The 18,441-nt window shown below is 46.5% G+C and carries 16 protein-coding genes; 12 read left to right on the top strand and 4 right to left on the bottom strand.

The window, feature by feature from the left end:
* The 12 genes from mnhG (at position 1) to nspC (ending at position 12,399) form a co-directional block, all read left to right on the top strand.
* Positions 1–360, top strand: coding sequence for a monovalent cation/H(+) antiporter subunit G (mnhG, locus tag T426_RS0112890; protein WP_027585806.1), 360 nt, complete (start codon positions 1–3; stop codon positions 358–360).
* A complete protein-coding gene (locus T426_RS0112885; protein ID WP_025863899.1) occupies positions 357–608 on the top strand; it encodes a Na(+)/H(+) antiporter subunit B in 252 nt (83 codons plus the stop codon). The genes mnhG and T426_RS0112885 overlap by 4 nt, the downstream gene beginning before the upstream one ends.
* Positions 595–1,299: a hydrogen gas-evolving membrane-bound hydrogenase subunit E gene (gene mbhE, locus T426_RS0112880; RefSeq protein ID WP_025863900.1), complete on the top strand. Its 705-nt coding sequence runs from the start codon at positions 595–597 to the stop codon at positions 1,297–1,299. The genes T426_RS0112885 and mbhE overlap by 14 nt, the downstream gene beginning before the upstream one ends.
* Entirely contained in the window at positions 1,300–1,671 is a 372-nt protein-coding gene (locus T426_RS0112875) for a sodium:proton antiporter (protein WP_025863901.1), read from the top strand.
* Complete coding sequence (locus tag T426_RS0112870) at positions 1,665–4,796, top strand: proton-conducting transporter transmembrane domain-containing protein (RefSeq protein ID WP_025863902.1); 3,132 nt, start codon at positions 1,665–1,667, stop codon at positions 4,794–4,796. Before T426_RS0112875 ends, T426_RS0112870 begins: the two co-directional genes overlap by 7 nt.
* Positions 4,797–5,711, top strand: coding sequence for a respiratory chain complex I subunit 1 family protein (locus tag T426_RS0112865; protein WP_025863903.1), 915 nt, complete (start codon positions 4,797–4,799; stop codon positions 5,709–5,711).
* A 12-nt stretch (positions 5,712–5,723) separates the two neighbouring features.
* Positions 5,724–6,365, top strand: coding sequence for an NADH-quinone oxidoreductase subunit B (locus T426_RS0112860; RefSeq protein ID WP_025863904.1), 642 nt, complete (start codon positions 5,724–5,726; stop codon positions 6,363–6,365).
* Between the two features lie 29 nt (positions 6,366–6,394).
* Positions 6,395–6,922 carry an NADH-quinone oxidoreductase subunit C gene (locus T426_RS0112855; RefSeq protein WP_036984376.1) on the top strand — a complete coding sequence of 176 codons (528 nt, stop codon included), beginning with the start codon at positions 6,395–6,397 and terminating at the stop codon, positions 6,920–6,922.
* Positions 6,915–8,105, top strand: a complete 1,191-nt coding sequence (locus T426_RS0112850; RefSeq protein ID WP_082229548.1) for an NADH-quinone oxidoreductase subunit D — start codon at positions 6,915–6,917, stop codon at positions 8,103–8,105. The genes T426_RS0112855 and T426_RS0112850 overlap by 8 nt, the downstream gene beginning before the upstream one ends.
* A 2-nt stretch (positions 8,106–8,107) precedes the next feature.
* Positions 8,108–9,904 (top strand): FAD-dependent oxidoreductase, encoded by a 1,797-nt coding sequence (locus T426_RS0112845; RefSeq protein WP_148303707.1) that lies wholly within the window; start codon positions 8,108–8,110, stop codon positions 9,902–9,904.
* A gap of 189 nt (positions 9,905–10,093) precedes the next feature.
* Positions 10,094–11,077 carry a dihydroorotate dehydrogenase-like protein gene (locus T426_RS0112840; RefSeq protein WP_025863907.1) on the top strand — a complete coding sequence of 328 codons (984 nt, stop codon included), beginning with the start codon at positions 10,094–10,096 and terminating at the stop codon, positions 11,075–11,077.
* A gap of 179 nt (positions 11,078–11,256) precedes the next feature.
* Positions 11,257–12,399: a carboxynorspermidine decarboxylase gene (gene nspC, locus T426_RS0112835; RefSeq protein WP_027585803.1), complete on the top strand. Its 1,143-nt coding sequence runs from the start codon at positions 11,257–11,259 to the stop codon at positions 12,397–12,399.
* Positions 12,400–12,802: 403 nt separating this feature from the next.
* Here the strand turns inward: nspC and T426_RS23660 are convergent, their stop codons facing one another.
* The 4 genes from T426_RS23660 to T426_RS0112805 all read right to left on the bottom strand — a co-directional run bounded on the left by T426_RS23660 (position 12,803) and on the right by T426_RS0112805 (position 17,989).
* Positions 12,803–13,303 carry a hypothetical protein gene (locus T426_RS23660; RefSeq protein WP_051568991.1) on the bottom strand — a complete coding sequence of 167 codons (501 nt, stop codon included), beginning with the start codon at positions 13,301–13,303 and terminating at the stop codon, positions 12,803–12,805.
* 238 nt (positions 13,304–13,541) lie between these two features.
* Positions 13,542–16,313 carry a UPF0182 family membrane protein gene (locus tag T426_RS0112820; protein WP_027585801.1) on the bottom strand — a complete coding sequence of 924 codons (2,772 nt, stop codon included), beginning with the start codon at positions 16,311–16,313 and terminating at the stop codon, positions 13,542–13,544.
* Between the two features lie 304 nt (positions 16,314–16,617).
* Positions 16,618–17,379: a hypothetical protein gene (locus T426_RS0112815; protein WP_148303708.1), complete on the bottom strand. Its 762-nt coding sequence runs from the start codon at positions 17,377–17,379 to the stop codon at positions 16,618–16,620.
* Positions 17,380–17,602: 223 nt separating this feature from the next.
* Positions 17,603–17,989 (bottom strand): hypothetical protein, encoded by a 387-nt coding sequence (locus T426_RS0112805; protein WP_027585799.1) that lies wholly within the window; start codon positions 17,987–17,989, stop codon positions 17,603–17,605.
* Between the last annotated feature and the right edge of the window lie 452 nt (positions 17,990–18,441).

Here is an 18,441-nt window from a genome sequence, read left to right as displayed (position 1 = left end):
ATGGAAACATTGAAAATAATTGGCGCGGTGATTACCCTGATGGGTTCAATAGCTCTTTTACTGGGAGCACTTGGACTTGTGCGGATGCCCGATTTATACAATCGCATCCAGACGGGAACCAAGGCGTCAACCTTCGGAACTATGCTTACGCTATTCGGACTGGTCTTTATTTTTCCCGGTTGGACCGGAAAACTGATCATTCTGATACTGTTTGTCGGAATCTCCAATCCGGTTTCATCGCACGTATTAGCACGAAATGCTTATCGCGCGGGGGTACCGTTGACCGGCAAAACTACTGTCGACCGTTTGGCTGAAGACATGGAAAAGAAAAATGTTGAACCCAAAAACGATGCGCAATGATTTTATTACTGATTACTATCGTTCTGGGCGTGGTTATGCTGATTGCAGCCTTGATTGCAGTGTATAACAAGGACATGAAAACAGCCATTATTGCCGCCGGTTTAACCAGCCTGTTTGCATCGGTGCTTTATGTGTTGCTGGCTGCTCCTGATGTGGCCCTGACGGAAGCATCCATCGGTAGCGGACTGACGACGCTCATTTTCTTCTATGTGTATAACAAAATAAGACGAAATAATGCTCAGGAATAGTTTAATACTGCTGGTGTTGCTCGGATTTGCCGCTGCTGTTTTTCCACTGGTACATTCGTACGAAGCGAAAGACACGCTGACCGGCGTTGCAGAGCACTATGCCAACTACGGAAAAGAAGAGGTGGGAGCTGCGAACCTGGTTTCGGCCGTGGTAGTCACCTACCGTGGATTCGATACCTTAGGCGAAGTAACCATCCTGTTTCTGGCCTCGGCCGTTATCGGTCTTTTTCTGAAGGTTTCGGAAACACATACGAAGGATTCCCGTTCCGTTTTCTTTAAATCGACGGAAATCCTGGTCACTGCTTCACGACTATTGGTTCCCATGATAATGTTATTGGGGGCTTATATCTTCATTAACGGTCACTTGACTCCGGGTGGAGGTTTCCAGGGAGGAGCGGTCATCGCTTCGGCATTTGCCCTGTTACTGCTTTCGCGGCCACAGAAGCAATTTAGCCACAAGCTAATTTCGGTAATCGAATCGATTTCCGGAATCACATTTGTTTTCATTGGTCTGCTCGGAATTCTGTTGGCTGGTGGTTTTCTCGATAACCACATCTTCGCCATGGGAAAATTCGGTACGCTGTTAAGTGCCGGTGCCATCCCGATTATCTATATCCTTATCGGATTGAAGGTCGGTTCCGAACTGACCGGTATTGTCCGTAATCTGAAAGAATCTCAAAAAGTAGGATAAATGCAACTCTTTAGTATAGAATATATCAGTCTGGTAGTTGGTTTCCTGATTCTGCTCATCGGAATCTGGGGCATTCTCACCCGGAAAAATATCCTGAAGATGGTGATTGGCTTCTCGCTTTTCGATACCGGTACACACATCATTATTGTGGCGCTGGGGTATGTGAGAAACAAAACAGCTCCGATTCTGGACCAGGCGAATCTGCAAACCAATACTGCACAGAAAATTGTCGATCCGGTGCCTCAGGCGCTGGTACTGACAGCGATTGTGATTGGCCTTGGTGTAACAGCTCTGATGCTGGTTTACGCCATGAAGCTTCATAACGAAAAGAAAACGTTGAACATCGAAAAATATAACGACTTGAAATGGTAGCACCTATCTACATCATCGCTACGTTGCTGGGAGTTGCATTCGCCCTGGGTTTATTTGGCAAGAAAATGAACTCAATGGCGGGCTTACTTTCAGTAGTAGCGCTCGGTTTTGCATCCTTCATCTCACTCGAATGGCTGGCCGGTTTCTGGTTGTACGACAGGGCTGCCGAGTACATTTATACGGCTGGCTTTAAACCGCCGTTCTCCATCAACCTTTTGATGGGAAAAGATGAAGCGTTATTTACTTCCCTGATTAACATCGCCGGATTTTTCGGTACCGTTTATCTCTGGGATAAGTTAAAGAAAATTGGTTCGAACGGTTACGTCACCCTGATGGGGATGATTCTCGGTCTGAACGTGATCATCATGACCCGTGACTTATTCAACCTATTTGTTTTCCTCGAAATCAGCAGCATTGCAACAGCCGGTCTGATAATCTTCAGTCAAAATCTGAAGACTATCGCCGCTGGCTTTAAATACATGCTGGCCACCGGAATTATCTCCGGAATCCTGTTGCTGGGAATCATTTTCATGTACTATTTTACCGGTACCCTGAATATTGATGACTTCCTGGCCGTTCATTCCCTTGCGGTGAAAGGATTTGGCGTGGCGGTCTTCTTTGTACTGATTTCCATTGTACTCGAACTGAAACCTTTCCCGGCTAACGGTTGGGGACTGGATGTATACGAAAGTGCCGATTCGGGCATTGCCGCAATGATTTCCGCCGGAACAGCTACAGCATCATTCTTCGTGATGTATAAATTGTTGCCGCTGGGAACTCCGCAGTTTCACATGGTATTGGCCGGTATTGGTTTGGCAACATTCATTGGTTCGAACCTGATGGGCCTGAAACAAACCAATCCGAATCGTTTGTTGGGGTATTCCTCCATCGGACAAGTTGGTTTGCTGGTGACTATCCTGGGACTTTCCGAATTTCTGGGCGAGCGTACTACATTCATTGCTTATAGCATTCTCATCAGCCACTTCCTGGCGAAAGCCGGATTATTCTGGATTTCCGGAATCGTGAAACGGTCGGAAATTAAAGAATGGGCTGTACTGCGTAATAACCGTTTGTTGCTGATTCTTTTCGGTGTGTTCATCTTCACACTGATTGGTTTCCCGCCGTTTCCTTCTTTCTTCGGAAAATGGGATCTGGTGTTGAATATGGCCAGTAACAACCAGTATTTCTGGATTGTTGGTATTCTGATTGGTTCACTGCTCGAGGGTGTTTACCTCTTCCGTTGGTTGGGATATGCCCTGAAACTGGACAATGCAGAAATGCCTGCTTTCGAAGTGAAATGGAATAAAGTCCTACCGATTGCAGTTTTCGGTGCCGCTACTTTTGTGGTTGGCTATTTCGTTAGTTCCATTCACCCTTACGCGAAAATCATCAATTACATTCCACTGGCAGTAGCTCTGGCATTCGTGCTGATTGACTTCCTTCCGGTGTATGTAAAAAATACCCTGGCTATTCTGGCCATGGCTTACTACTATTATTACCTCTACCCAACACTTTCCAGTTTTGGTGCTGTGTTTGGAGCCATCTTCATGGTGGGAGGTATCGTAACCCTGATTGCCGGTTACGCGTTTAAAGGTCAGCGTCGCGGTTTTTACCCGTTTGCTCTGATGATGTTTGCCGGCCTGATTGGTTTGATTGAAGCGAAAACAACGCTGGGATTCTTTTACGCCTGGGAGGTGATGACCGTTGGTTCATATTTCCTCATTATTCGGGGTAAGAAATCGATGCCGCACGCATTGAGCTACATGCTCTTCTCGATGGGAGGTGCCTACCTGATGCTGGCCGGTTTTGCCATCGCGTCGGTTGGACAGTTTAACCTCGATATGAGCACGCTCTCACATGTGCTGGTTCACCCAACCTGGGTATTCATCCTGTTGGCAGTTGGTTTCCTAACGAAAACCGCGTCGCTTGGATTGCATATCTGGCTGCCGGGCGCACACGCCGAAGCAGAAACTGATGTTTCTCCAATGGTTTCGGCCATTCTGCTGAAAGCCGGCGTTTTCGGTCTGGTAACATTGTTCCTGGCCATGGGTGATCAGTTGATTGGCGGAGACGTCAGCGTGATTTACCTGCTGGGCTGGCTTGGAGCCATTACTGCCGTAATGGGTAACCTGATGGCAGCTTTCCAGGAAGATGCCAAGCGTTTGCTGGCTTACTCCAGTGTGGGCGTGTTAGGCTACATTTTGTTTGGCCTGTCGCTGATGTCACACCTGGGTTGGTTATCGGCTGTTTCCATTTCGGTAACACACTTCATGTTTAAATCGTTGCTCTTCCTTGCTATCGGTGGGGTTGTATGGCGTGTGAAAACAAAAGAAATGTACCGCATGGGTGGACTCATCAAACGGATGCCGTTCTCCTTCTTTTCGGTACTCATCGGTATCATCGTTCTCGCTGGTTTGCCACCGTTGTCCGGTTTCTCAGGAAAATGGATTTTCTACAACGCCGTGATGGCGAAAGAGTGGTACCTGCAGGGAGCGTTGATTTTCTTCTCCGGAATGATTGCTTTCCTCTATACTTTCCGGTTGATTCACTCTGTATTCCTTGGTCAGTTGAAAGACGAACACCGCGAAGTGAAAGAAGCTCCGTTCTGGATTTTGGTTCCGCAGTACATGATCATCGGCGTATTGCTGTACTTCTCAGCAATTCCGAACTCACTGCTGAAACCGATTGGTAAGATTATCTCTCCTTACTTCCCGACAGGAGGTTTGGAATGGACAGGCCAGCATGCTGTTAGTACTTACGGTTACTGGAACGGTTTGGTCATCTTCTACATTGTAATAGCCATTTTTGTTACCGTTCTGGTTTGGTTAATCATTAATAACCGCAAGGCTCAGAAAGTGAAACAGTTCAACATTGTCTTTGCTGCCGAGCGTCCGTTCAAACCGGAAACTTCACATTACGCCTATAACTTCTATGCGCACTACCGAAAAGCCATTGGTATTCTGGTTGAACCGAAAATCACCGGCTGGTGGGAAGGTGTTGCCGAATGGGCACATGCTATGGGCGATAAATTCCGGAAAATCTACAACGGTAACGGACAATCGTACCTGATTCATATTATGGCATTCATCGTTATCATTTACCTAATTTCATTTGGAGGTTTTTAAATGGGAACTATTGTAACGAAAATACTATACGCGCTGCTCACCCTGTTTATTGTGACCAACTACGGATTGATTCTTTCCGGTGTGGTTCGCAAGATTGGAGCAAGAGTTGGGCGCCGGCATGGCATACGGTTTTACCAGCCATACATCGACTTAATTAAGAACTATACATTCCGTACCCGGATTACTCACGGCATCATGTACTACATTGGCCCGGTTTTCCGGTTAACCGGAGGAATTGGTTTGCTACTTTTTCTGCCTGTGATTTACGGTTCACCGGTATTCGATAACTTCTCATTCGCCGGAGACTTAACCTTCGTGCTCTACTTCCAGTTCTTTGGTGTACTGGGAATGGCACTGGGAGCCGGTGAAAGCGGTCACCCGTATTCGGCACTGGGTGTTTCACGCGGTCTGGCACAGACTACCGCAATGGAGCTTCCGCTGACACTGGGTGTTCTGGCACTGGCAGTTCAGTATCATACCTTGAATATTCATGAAATCGTAGCTGCACAGCAGGGAAGCATCCTCCACTGGACGCTCTTCACCAACCCGTTGGCTGCTATCGCTATGATGCTGTCGTTCCTGGCCATGATGGGACGTTCGCCATTCGACGTGGTACTGGCACCGCAGGAAATTCCGATTGGCCCGCCAACCGAGTACCATTCAGCCTTGCTGGGTGTACTGCAGCTTAACCGGGCCATTTTTCCGGCAGCCAAGCTCATCCTGTTCATGAATCTGCTGTTTGGTGGAGCTACCAACTGGGGCGAACTGGTTATCAAAACCTTCTTCATATACATGTGGTCGGTGTTTGTTGGAATCGCTTACCCGCGTTTCCGGGTCGACCAGTCGGTGCGGTGGTACTTTGGTATCCCGCTGTTAATTGGGGTGGCCGCCATCCTGGTAGTCAAATACTTTTAAAGCTTAGTTGACATGGGTAAAGAATATATAGAAAAAAGGACCGTCATCTCACCGGAAGGTAATCCAATTGAGGTGGATCCGTTGAAGGATTACTTCTGCGATGCCGCTCCTAAATCATGCAAATCGGCCAGTGGCATCATCGAAAAGTTTGCCAACTGGGCCCGAAGCGAATCACTCTGGGTGCTTGGTTTCGGAACCGGGTGTGGTGCCATTGAAATGCGCCCGCTCATGACGCCCCGTTTCGACGCCTACCGTTTTGGTATCCAGTGGCGGCCGACGCCCCGTCAGGCTTCGGTGTTCGTTATCTCCGGTTACCTATCGGTGAAAACGCTGAAACGTGTGGTTCGCAGTTACGAACAGATGCAGAACCCCAAATTTGTGGTAGCGTTAGGAAGCTGTACCATCAACGGTGGAATGTACTGGGACAGTTACAATACCATTAACCGTCTCGACCATTATATGCCGGTTGACGTGTACATCGCTGGTTGTATGCCGCGCCCGGAAGCACTCCTGGCCGGTTTCGACAAACTGAAGCATATCATCCGTGAAGGAAGAGGAGAGGGTGCCAACAAGTACGCTGAGAACTTCGACTGGTACAAAGGCAACCAGAAGAAAATCATCAAGGACTGGGATATGCCCGATTATAACTGGTAAACTGGTTTGAACCTGTAAAAAAGAAGATTATGCAAACGATTATAGAAAATCTGCAAAAGCACTTTCAGGTGGTCAGCTATCACCAGCAACGGGAAAACCTGGGTTTTCTGATTGCCTCAAAAGAGGTGGCTGTCGGTTTGATTACGCACCTGAGAGACTATGAAGGTTTCGCTCATCTGGTGCTGTTGACGGCTGTTGACTGGATTGAAGACGAGCATTTTCAGCTGACCTACCTGCTTCACCATCCTGAAAAGAAAGTGGATTTGGGTGTTCGGGTGATGATTAGCCGCGAAAACGCTGAGATGTACTCCATCCACCACTTGTGGGAGCAGGCTCGCACTTATCAGCGCGAACTGCGCGAAATGTTTGGTATCAACTTCCCCGGCAGTCCGGATGTGGACAAGCCGTTCATCCTCGAGGGGTGGGAAGAGATTCCGCCTTACCGGCGCGATTTCGACACCAAAGAGTATTCGGAGAAAACGTATTTCCCCCGTCCGGGACGCGAAACACACGATCCGGCGGAATACATGAAGAAAAAGCTTTATCCCAATGAGTAAGAAGCTGCTGAAATGGAACGAGGACAGAACCCTCTTCCCCGAAAAAAATAGCGAGGGCAAGATTGACGTGGATTACGATTCGCACAAATTCATGAAAATCTGGCACGGCCCTCAGCACCCCGGTATCACCGGAAACATGTCGCTGGAGCTAACTTTGCTGGGCGATGAAGTAATGGATTGCGAAACACACGTGGGCTACCTGCACCGTGGTTTCGAAAAGCTGATGGAGCGCCGGAAATACATTCAGTGTTTCCCGATTGTATGCCGTGTAGCGGTTCCTGAACCCGATTTTAATGAGTACTGTTTCGCTTCCGCGATGGAAGAGCTGGCCGGCATCGAAGTGCCGGAAGCTGCCGAGTGGTTGCGTACTCTCGTATTGGAAATGTCTCGTCTGCAGAGCTTCCTAGCATGGATTGGCGGACAGGCCGGTTCACTCGGACAAGGTATCATCGGACAATGGACGATTTACCTGCGTGACCTGATTCTCGATCGTTTCGAGGAACTCACCGGAGGCCGTATCTACCACATGTACATGCTGCCCGGCGGTGTTCGTGGCTTACTGCCCGACGGTTTCCGCGAGCGGATGACACAAAACCTCGACGACATCGATAAGTTCATGAAAGATGTCAAGAAGGTGATGTTTGACAATTACGTCTTCAAGAAACGTACGGTAGGTATGGGTGTTATCGACCCGGCCTGGATTAATCCTTTTGGAATTACCGGCCCTAATGCTCGTGCAGCGGGTGTGGCCAAAGATGTTCGTAAGGACAATCCCTACCTGAAATATCCGGAGCTCGATTTCGAACCTGTTGTGGGAAAAGATTCTGACATCTACACCCGTGCCGATGTTCGTCGCCGCGATTTGCTGATGACCGTTGATTTGATTCGTCAGATCATGGCGAAGATTCCGGATAAAGGCGATATCCGTGCGAAAACCCCGAACGTACTGCACTGGAAAGTGCCGGCCGGCGAAACCTACAGTCGTGCGGAATGTACCCGCGGTGAGTACGGTTACTATATGGTTTCTGACGGAACTGAATACCCGCGCCGAATCAATGTACGCGGACCGAGTTATACGCACGCTGTGGCCCTTCTCGAGAAGATGATTGTGAATGCCAACATCGCTGATGTGGCCGGATTAATGGTTTCATTGCATACGTATCCACCTGAAATTGAACGATAGTTATGACAAAGTTAAATGATATACTGTCCCCGTTCACAGCCTGGAAACATGTGGTCCGCGAACCCGTGACCATCAAGGATCCGCTGAACCGTGAGGCTGCCGACCGGTACCGGGGATTTCATAAAAACGATATCAGTGAATGTATTGGTTGCGGTACCTGCGAGTCCATTTGTCAGAATGCTGCCATCGACCTGGTGCCGGTGGACGGCGTCGAAACAAAGGATGGCGACAGTGGTCTGCGTCCCCGTGTTGACTACGGACGCTGCTGCTGGTGTGGTCTGTGTGTGGATGTTTGTACCACCAATTCGCTTTCGCTGAGTAATGAATATACCTGGGTTGACGAAGACCCGGATAACTTCCGCTTCGTTCCCGGAGCTGAGAACAAGTCGTGGGATAACCGCGAAAAAGGTTACAAGAAACCGGGTAACGGTTACGAACTCTACAGTCCCGTTCGCGAGTCGATGGAAGAACTGGAACCGGAGCAACGCGACCAGTCATTCATCGAAATTGTACAGGGATACTCGAAAGAGCAGGCTGAGAAGGAAGCCGACCGTTGTGTGGAATGTGGTATCTGTGTGGCTACCTGTCCCGCTCACATGGGAATTCCGGAGTACATTAAAGCCATCCGTAACGATGATTTGAACGAAGGTTTACGTGTGCTGTACGATACCAACCCGCTGCCTGAGATTTGCGGCCGTATCTGTACCCACAAGTGTGAAACCGTTTGTTCGGTTGGTCATCATGGTGACCCGTTATCGATTCGCTGGCTGAAGCGTTACATCGCTGACCAAAACCCGGCTGAAGAGTACAAGAAAATCCTCAATACCGAGACTCTTCAACCTACCGGGAAGAAAGTCGCTATCATCGGTTCAGGACCTTCAGGCCTGTCGGCTGCACACTACCTGGCCCTCATGGGTTACCAGTGTACCATCTACGAAAAATTGCCGGCTGCCGGTGGTATGATGCGTTTCGGTATTCCGGAATATCGTCTGCCGTACGATCAGCTCGACAAGGATATCAACTACATCCTTTCCCTTGGCGTGGAAATCAAATACAACATGACCATCGGCAAGGATATCACTCTTGAAGAGTTGAATAAGCAATACGATGCTGTTTTCTCAGGAACGGGATTGCACATGGGACGGAGTACCCGCGTACCCGGAACCGATCATCCGGAAGTTTACCAGGCCGTCGATTTGCTGCGTGATATCGTGCTGGGCAACGAAGTGCCGGTGAAAGAGAAAATCGTGGTAATTGGTGGTGGAAACGTGGCGATGGATATCACCCGTTCGCTGGCCCGTTTGCAGAAACAGAAATTCGGTAAGGTGGATATGCTGACTACTTCGCTCGAATCGGAAGACATTATGCCGGCCGACCGTGAAGAGGTAATCGAAGCGCGCGAAGAGAACGCCGTTATCGATCCGGGATGGGGACCAGTTGAAATCGAAACTGAAGGTGATAAGGTGAAAGGCCTGCACGTGGTGAAATGCCTTTCGGTATTCGATGAAAACCGTCGTTTCGCTCCGAAGTTCGATGAAGAGCAGAAGAAGTTCTTCCCGGCCGATATGGTCGTCGAATCCATCGGACAAGGAATGGACCTTTCCTACCTGTCGGAAGAGTTCAAAGAACAACTGAAGATGGATCCGCGTGGTCGCATCCTCGTGAACGACGATTTCCAAACCAGTGTCGACTGGCTGTTCGCCGGTGGTGATATGATCCAGGGACCTGATGTAATTCACGGTATTGCCAATGGCCATAAAGCGGCTATGGGTATCGATAAATATTTGTCTGATAAATAAATTTAAATCAAGGTTATATTGGAATAAAAGGAGTTGATGAATGATTACCCCTACCCCGAATTTTCGGGACCCGCAAGGGGACTTTAAGCCTCCCCTAGTGGGGAAGCCCCGAGTCTTCGGGGGGAGGGGTGATTTCTAAGTTGTCTAATCTTCGTAATTTCAATAACAACCTCATAAAAACTTAAGACAATGACCGATCTTTCGACGAAATACATGGGATTGGATTTGAGAAATCCCATTATTGCCGCCAGTTCCGGCCTGACCGATTCGGTTGAGAATATCGTGAAGCTGGAAATTAACGGCGCGGGTGCTGTGGTACTCAAGTCGCTCTTCGAAGAGCAAATCATGATGGACATCGACGAACAGCGCATGAATAACATGTATGGTTCGTACGACAATGTGGAAGACTACATTGGCTTTTACACCAAAAAGCACCGCATCGATAATTACTTGCAGCTCATTCGCGACAGCAAAAAGAAAACTTCTATTCCGGTTATCGCCAGCATCAATTGTGTGTCGGCTTCGGAGTGGACTGAATTTGCCAGCCGTATTCAGGAAGCGGGTGCCGATGCGCTCGAACTGAACATGTTCATCATGCCGTCCGATGGTAATTACGCCGGCGCTGATATCGAGCAGATTTACTTCGATATCATCGAAGCCATAAAACAGCACATCACCATTCCGGTGGCCCTGAAGATTAGTAACTTCTTCTCGGGTATGGCCAACTTTGCCATAAAGCTATCGGAATCCGGAATTTCATCGCTGGTGCTGTTCAACCGTTTCTACCGTCCGGATGTGGACCTGGAGAAGATGAAAATTACCTCGTCGCACATTTACAGCAACCCCGATGAGAATGCCATGGTCCTTCGCTGGATTGGCATCCTGAAAGGAAAACTGGCCTGCGATATGGCGGCTTCGACCGGTATCCACGATGGAAAAACCATCCTGAAGAACCTGTTGGTTGGCGCTAACGCGGTAGAAGTAGCTTCGGCTATCTACAAAAACGGTATGGGCGTTATCCCGCAAATGCTGACCGAAATGACCGAATGGATGAAAGCGCACAACTACAACTCGGTAAGTGAACTCATTGGCAAACTGAGCCAGGAGAGTGTAACCAAACCGATGATTTACGAACGCGCCCAGTTCATGAAGTACTTTTCGGATGTAAAATAGAACCACCTGCCGGGACACCGGCATTCAATACTACCGGGTATCACAACGACGTTCTGCTTTATAACGTTACTCTCTGTCGTTGCTGGTGCCCGGTTTGTTTTTATCTATCCCGTCCCTGTTTTATCCTACCGGGAAAAGCGTAACTTTGCTGCCTGTTTAGAAGAAAAATCACGGCAGTTATGGCTATCGATCTGAATAAAATTCCTTCGCCCTGTTATGTGCTCGACGAAGGTTTGTTGCGAAAAAATCTCGAACTTATCCGGGGCGTGAGAGACGCTGCGGGTGTGGATATCATCCTCGCATTTAAAGGCTTCGCCATGTGGAGCGCTTTTCCCATTGTTCGCGAATACATCAGCGGTGCGACAGCCAGTGGAGCGTATGAGGCCCGTTTAGCAGTGGAGGAGATGAAGTCCCTGGCGCATACCTATTCGCCTGCTTATACCGAGGACGATTTCGACGAGGTACTCGAATGTTCGTCGCACATCACCTTCAATTCCCTTTCGCAACTGGAACGGTTCCTGCCGGCCGTGAAAAACTATTCCCGTAAGATATCCGTCGGTCTCCGGGTCAATCCCGAATTCTCGGAAGTAGATACCGATTTATATAATCCCTGTTCGCCGGGAACGCGTTTAGGCATCTTATCCTCGCAACTGGGCGAAGAACTGCCTGAAGGGGTAGAAGGTCTCCATTTTCATACACTGTGCGAGTCGAACTCTGTTGATTTGGAGAAAACCCTGGCGGCGTTCGAAGAGCGTTTTGCCCGTTTCTTGCCGAAAGTAAAATGGGTGAACATGGGCGGCGGCCACCTGATGACCCGCAAAGGTTACGATACGCAGCATTTGATCAATCTCCTGAAAGCGTTCCGCGAAAAGTGGGATGTGCAGGTGATTCTGGAACCGGGCAGCGCGTTTGCCTGGGAAACCGGTGTGCTGAAATCGACCGTGGTGGATGTGGTGGAGAACAAAGGCATCCGGACAGCGGTGCTCAACGTATCGTTTACGGCGCACATGCCCGACTGCCTCGAAATGCCATACAAACCCCGTATCCAGGGCGCACACTTCGACCCGGTAGATGACAAACCGGCCTACCGCATGGGTGGCAATTCCTGCCTCGCCGGTGATTTTGTCGGCTACTGGTCGTTCGACGAAGAGCTGCAACCCGGCGACTCGATTGTTTTCGAAGATATGATTCACTACACGATGGTGAAAACCACCATGTTCAACGGAGTCGCCCATCCGTCCATCGGCATCTGGAACGACGAGACCGGCTTTCGGTTAATGCGAGAGTTCAGTTATTCAGATTATAAGCAGCGGTTGTCGTAATATTTTCGCGGATAGCCACGGATTTTATTCACTGATTTACGCCGATAGGCTTCGTTGTTGTGGGGAAGGACGAAGGGGCGAAATGCTTTTCGCCCCGTAGCAGTGCCCGCATGAAAAGAGGCGCACATTCGGGTCACGATTGAAAAGGAAAGGCTGTCGCGCCGCACATACCCACCAACTTCTAACCGAACATTTCATGTAATGCCGTCGGGGGCGAATACCGCACAGTGGTTACCGTTTGATGGTGGTCAGGAGAATCCCAACGGTACCTTAAATCCTCCTCCGGCCTTCGGCCACCTCCTCCTGGAGGAGGATAGTTTGCGAGCTGCAGCTCAATGATGGATTGCGGCATCTTTTGCAACGCGTTACCGCTAAGTGGTAAAAGGTGAATCACCCGGGAACGTTATTCTTTACTCTTGGCATCGCTGCCGTGGTCTCTCAACTGGGCATCAAACCAAACATGAAGCGCATCGATTACGGCAGCATCCTTCGAAGCAAATGTGAGCTTTGCACCGTCCGGTAATTGCTGATAGTCAACCGTAAACTTGCCTTTTGAACCCGAAAGTGTTTTGAGTCCCGGCATATGCATCCCGTGAAGGGTTTTTGGGTCTTTAAAATCGGCTTTCGAAAACAAGTTTCTTTCTTTACTAAGGTGTTTTCGGATCATCGAAATTTGCAATGTATCAGCAGGGTCTTTTGCCTTGATCCGTAAAATGCCGCCGTTGTTGGTTTTGATAAAATAATGGGTGACTTTATTCATGTCGAAAGGCATCACCATATGACTCCGGGAGTGTATCATTTCCTGCCGCTGCATCAGGGTTGAATCTTTCCTCATTAAGCATGGATGGTGATGGTTATTCCGGGCCAGTACATTGCCGGAAAGAAACGGGCTTGCAAAAACCATTATGGCAAAAACAGTTTTTAGTTGACCAGGCATTGAAAATCTTCTCATATTCGTCTCCTAATGATTGTTCTGAATAGTAATTATGAGACATACGACCCGGTAAAAGGTTGAGCTCACATCGGAACTCTTTTGTTAAAGAAACTTAATCGTTGACGCTTGTATGTAACGAATAAGGATGTCATCCCTCGAAGGGATAACATCCTTTTAACTATCGTAAATCTCAATATGGCTTCAAGCCCTACTGCTTCATTGGTTCCTTATTGGCTTCCTGGCTTGTTGTGCTGTCCCGGGTCATCTTGGATAAAACTGCTTTCATCTGCTGCAGCTCTTTCCCATAACCGGCCCAGTTATTCTGTTTCAGATATTCGGTGGCTTTGTTGTAATGGTCAAGTGCTTCCTTGGCTTTCGCCGAAAGGGAAGTCTTAACGATGTTGACGATATCTTTTACCTGTGGTGCCGACAACGTGTCTTGTGAGCCGGAGCTATTGAAAATCGCCTGGAGTGCTTCTTCCAGCGTTTTCTTCATCTCAATATGATCGTTGTAGGTCACAATCACCCGTTTCAGTTCCGGGATTTTGCCCTGGTCTGATTGCAGATAGACAGGCTCCACATACAGGAACGAATTTTTTATCGGGATGATCAACTGGTTTCCTTTGAAAACCTGCGAGCCTTGCTGTCCCCAAAGGGTAAGCTGGGAAGAGATGTCAGGTTGCTGATTAATTCTGGCTTCAACCTGCATGGGCCCGTAAATCAATTTATCCTTCGGAAGTGAATAGACAATCAGATCGCCGTAATTAGGGGCGTCGCAACGGGCGCACATCCATGCAATCATATTATCCTTCTTGGAAGGAGTCAGTGGCAGCATGAGGATATACTCTTCTTTTTGGGTTTCAGGCAAGCGCATGATAATGTAATAAGGGAACATTTTCTGCTGCTCGTTATTATAGCTTTCATTCGGAACCTGCCAATAGTCTTCCTGGTTGTAAAAAACCTTCGGATCGGTCATGTGATATACATTGTACATCTGTGTTTGTATATTGAACAGATCGGTGGGATAGCGGATGTGAGCCTTTAAAAATTCCGGCATGTCGCTAAACGGTTTGAAAAGCTTCGGATAGATTTTCTCATACGTTTGAATAATCGGGTCGTTGGGATTAATCACATAATAGGAAACATCTCCGTTGTACGCATTGATCACCACCTTAACCGAATTATTGATGTAGTTGAAACCACGTTCACTCAGGTTTTGTGTGACAGGCTCAGAGTAAGGAAACATATTGCTCGTGGTGTAGGCATCGTGTATCCAGTAGAGTTGTCCGTCGTCTCCGACGACCATATAAGGCTGGCTGTCGTATGAAAGAAACGGAGCAATGGTTTTGTCACGCTGCGTAATATTCCGGTAGAACATAATGCGGCTTTGGTTTGTCAGATAGCCGGTCAGCAGAATTTTGATGTCTGAAAATTTCCAGGCAAAAACCAGGCGCTTAAACAAACCGGAAATACGAACGCCTCCCTTGCCGGCATAACTGGTATATACATTATCGTCGCCCTTCGGGTAATCAAACTCTTTGGCGGTGGTGTTGACCAAAACAAACTGGTTGGACTCTTCGCCATAGTAAATTCCCATTTGCTTTAACTTAAGCGGGACAGTGGTTGTCGGAGGAATGTCCTTGACAACCAGGTTGGGCATACCGTTAGGCAATATCTCATTCACGGGGTTCATCACCACACCGTAACCGTGGGTAAAGATCAAATGGGTGTTGACCCAGGTTTGTGCCCGGTTGGGAATTTGCGAAACAGGTAATTCTCTTCCGGCCAATGCTACTTCAGTATATTTGTCGAAATGATACCGATCGACCTGCACACTGTTAAAATCGTAATAGAGGCGAATTTCCTGCAGCTGTTTGTAGGTTTGTATCAACGGTCTTCTGTCCCATAGCCGTATGTTTTCTATGGTATTGCGGTTTTCCTCAATGTCCTTATAGGTAATCTTGTCGTCGACAGGAAAAGGTTTGACCTTAATTTTATTTAAGCCATAAGCTTCCCGCGTTAGTTTTATATTATTCAGAATATACGGTGTCTCTTTTTGCAGTTCGTTGGGCTTCACAACGTATTGTTCTATTATGCTGGGGTAAATCCACACAAAGCCAATTAAGACGAATACCCAAACTCCAACGGCATACAAAATAATTTTCTTTTTCCGGAAGGCCCGGGATAAAAACAAAAGCAATGTGATAGCAAGGCTCACAACAAAAAGTGCCCAATAGGCCGGGATTTGTGCGTGTACATCCACATACGAGGGGCCGTAAGCTGCTCCGTGGGAGGAATATAAAATGTTATACAGTTTCAGGAAATAGGATACCGAAATGCCCAGCACGAAGAATCCGGTCAGGCTCAATAAATGTCTTCTGACGGGTTTGAGAACCTGAAAACCTTTCCCGACTGACGAAAAGACGTTATCGAGATAATAGGACGCCATAACGGCAATGAAAGTCATCCCCACCATGAAAAGATACCAGCTGGTGATGAACTGGTAAACCGGAAGTTTGAATACGTAAAATCCGGCATCTTTGTGAAAAATCGGCTCCTGAATACCAAAAGAAGAAGCATGGATGAATTGCAGGAAATTGTTCCATTGGTCGACAGCATATGAACCCATAAATTTGCCAAGCAACAACGTCAGTATAGCCCAGATCCAAAAGATTGTTTTCCCTTTGTAGAGCTGTAAAATAACTTGTCGGGGGTCGTCTTCCGGCAGGTAGATGTTCTGCCTGCTCAGTTGGCCCCTGCGATGGGCCAGGCGAAGGTGAAGACTAAAAAACAGGACAAAAACCAGGAAGAATACGACAAACGAAACAATCTTGGCAATAATCATGGTACTAAATACCGAGCCATAGTGCAGATTGTTGAACCAGAGCCAGTCGCCGTAGTAGTTTAAGAACAGGTTTAACAAGTAGAAAGCCACGATAATGGCAACAATGACGGAGATGATCTTTCTGTTTCTTTTCATCGATTTTCCTGTTATGGTGAAGAACTAAAATGGAAAAATACGCTTCTTGGGGCAAGACTGATGCGGTGAAGGTACACTTTATTTCATCATCGTATCCGGAATAAGCCGCCTTATTATGTATGACTCATCTTCCCGGGCTGGGGTAAAAGGAACTAAAAAAGGATGTCATCCCTCCGGGGGATGACATCCTTAGGAATTGAGGTTGGGAAGAGATTGGACTTGTCGCCCCTGAGTATTAGAGGGAGCTATACTCAGTCATGCCCTATACCAATTAGCGTTTGGTGCTTTTCTTTTATTGATTTCATTACTTTTCCATATAGTACTTGGTCGAATAAGCAGTATACGATGGATTTATATGCTCAAAGAAAATTCTTGTTAAGGTTCCAAATGATAACCACATACTCTTGTTCCCATCAATCTTAATTTTTATTCCTCGATGATTGTGTTCAAAAATATCATAGGCTTTTACCATTTCCTTTGCTTTTGTTGTTTGTTTTCTACTAGCCCATTCAGCTTTAAATCCGTAATGGCTATACAGTTCCATGTAGTTATCTAACTCAAGCATAAAATACATTTTTACTCGACTGAAAATTATATCGAAAATAAAGTCTGTGCTGAAGGGGAGAAAAAATAATGGTTTATTAAGAGAATCAATTATACTTAATGCATCGACTATTATATAGTTTGGTTTTTCTTTTTGTTCGCAAATCGCTTTTAAAATTAGGTGTCCGGCAAATCTTTTCTCACCTTTATATATTCCGATATGTAAGCAACCTTCAATTACATCGTATGCCCAAAAATTTCTTTCTTGTAGTTGTTTTTCGAGTAAAGACAATCTTTCTGAAAATATTGGAGTTGGTTCATTTGGAGTAAAAATTCTAACTTCTTTGCCAGAAGTTGGGTCGATTCCCTTGTCAGTACTCAGAATTTGATGAACATCGTGTAATGTTTTATGCTGTTTAATTGTCCGCTCAAGTTGTTCAATCATTTTAGGTTCGGAAGAAAAGGTCTTTAATACATCTTGAGGTGTTTTTTCTGGATCGCTTAATTCTTGAATAACTTCCAAAATTTCTAGATTTTTTTTCTCCTTCTTTGATTTCTGCTATTATAAACTGACCATCAACAATTCCCATTAAATCGCCGACTTGAACATTATTTGTAATGTCGGTAATTAGCACAAAATTCATTGGATTGGAATTATAATCTTCGGCAACTTTTATTGCAGATTCCAAATTTACTTCTCTTAGTTTTTTCTCTCCTGATACATTTAAATAAAGTCTACGCGAAATTCAAAGTTGTCCTTGTATAAGTTGCCAAACCAAAGCATCGGCACAATGTTTAAATAACTTTACAATGTTTTCAAGATGTTTTTTTTTATTTATTAATTCAGGAATTTCTTCTTTATTTCTTTCAACTCTTGCCTTTTTTAGATTCTGTTTTACAACTTCTTGTTCATCTTGAATGAGAAGAATATTTTTTATAATTCTATTTTGGGCTCCTTTAAAACCGTCATGGCTAAATCGGATAAAATCTTCAGCGTATTTTTCTCTATGCTCTATAAATTCTTCAATAGAAATTTTTTTTGAGTCGAGTAGTGCGTTAATACCATTTCCACAGGCTGCATCAGATGTGGCTCGTAGCTCTATTTCAATTTCCGAAATATTATAAATATCCATTAGTATTTTTTTTGTTTTTTATGTAATACTTATTCAGCATGAACGCTAGCTAGGAGATATTGTAATGCTTGTTATTGATTTTATGTCATTAGATGAGTTGTGGTTATACATTCATTTAGGGATGGATTGTGTACTTATTATGTTCTGTCAGGTATTCTTCATCTTGGTTTTGACCAGTCGTTTCGTTTTCACCACTGAAATTAGCGTTTTTTATCATAAAACAAAAGCGGGGCAAAGGCGATTTATTGCGCGCGCAGCAGGAGATAGGCTATGAGGTATTAATTTTTGATCATGGCTTCCCCGGCGAGTAAATGGCTCATGGACTTTTGCCCATGGCTTCCCCGGCGAGTAAACGGCTCATGGACTTTTGCCCATGGCTTCCCCGGCGAGTAAATGGTTCATGGACTTTTGCCCATGGCTTCTCCGGCAAGTAAATGGCTTATGAACTTTTG

The sequence above is a fragment of the Prolixibacter bellariivorans ATCC BAA-1284 genome, assembly GCF_000621705.1.
In the GTDB taxonomy this organism is placed as follows: Bacteria; Bacteroidota; Bacteroidia; order Bacteroidales; family Prolixibacteraceae; genus Prolixibacter; species Prolixibacter bellariivorans.
The sequence above is the reverse complement of the archived record's forward strand: the minus strand, read 5'-3'. Positions and strand labels throughout refer to the sequence as shown.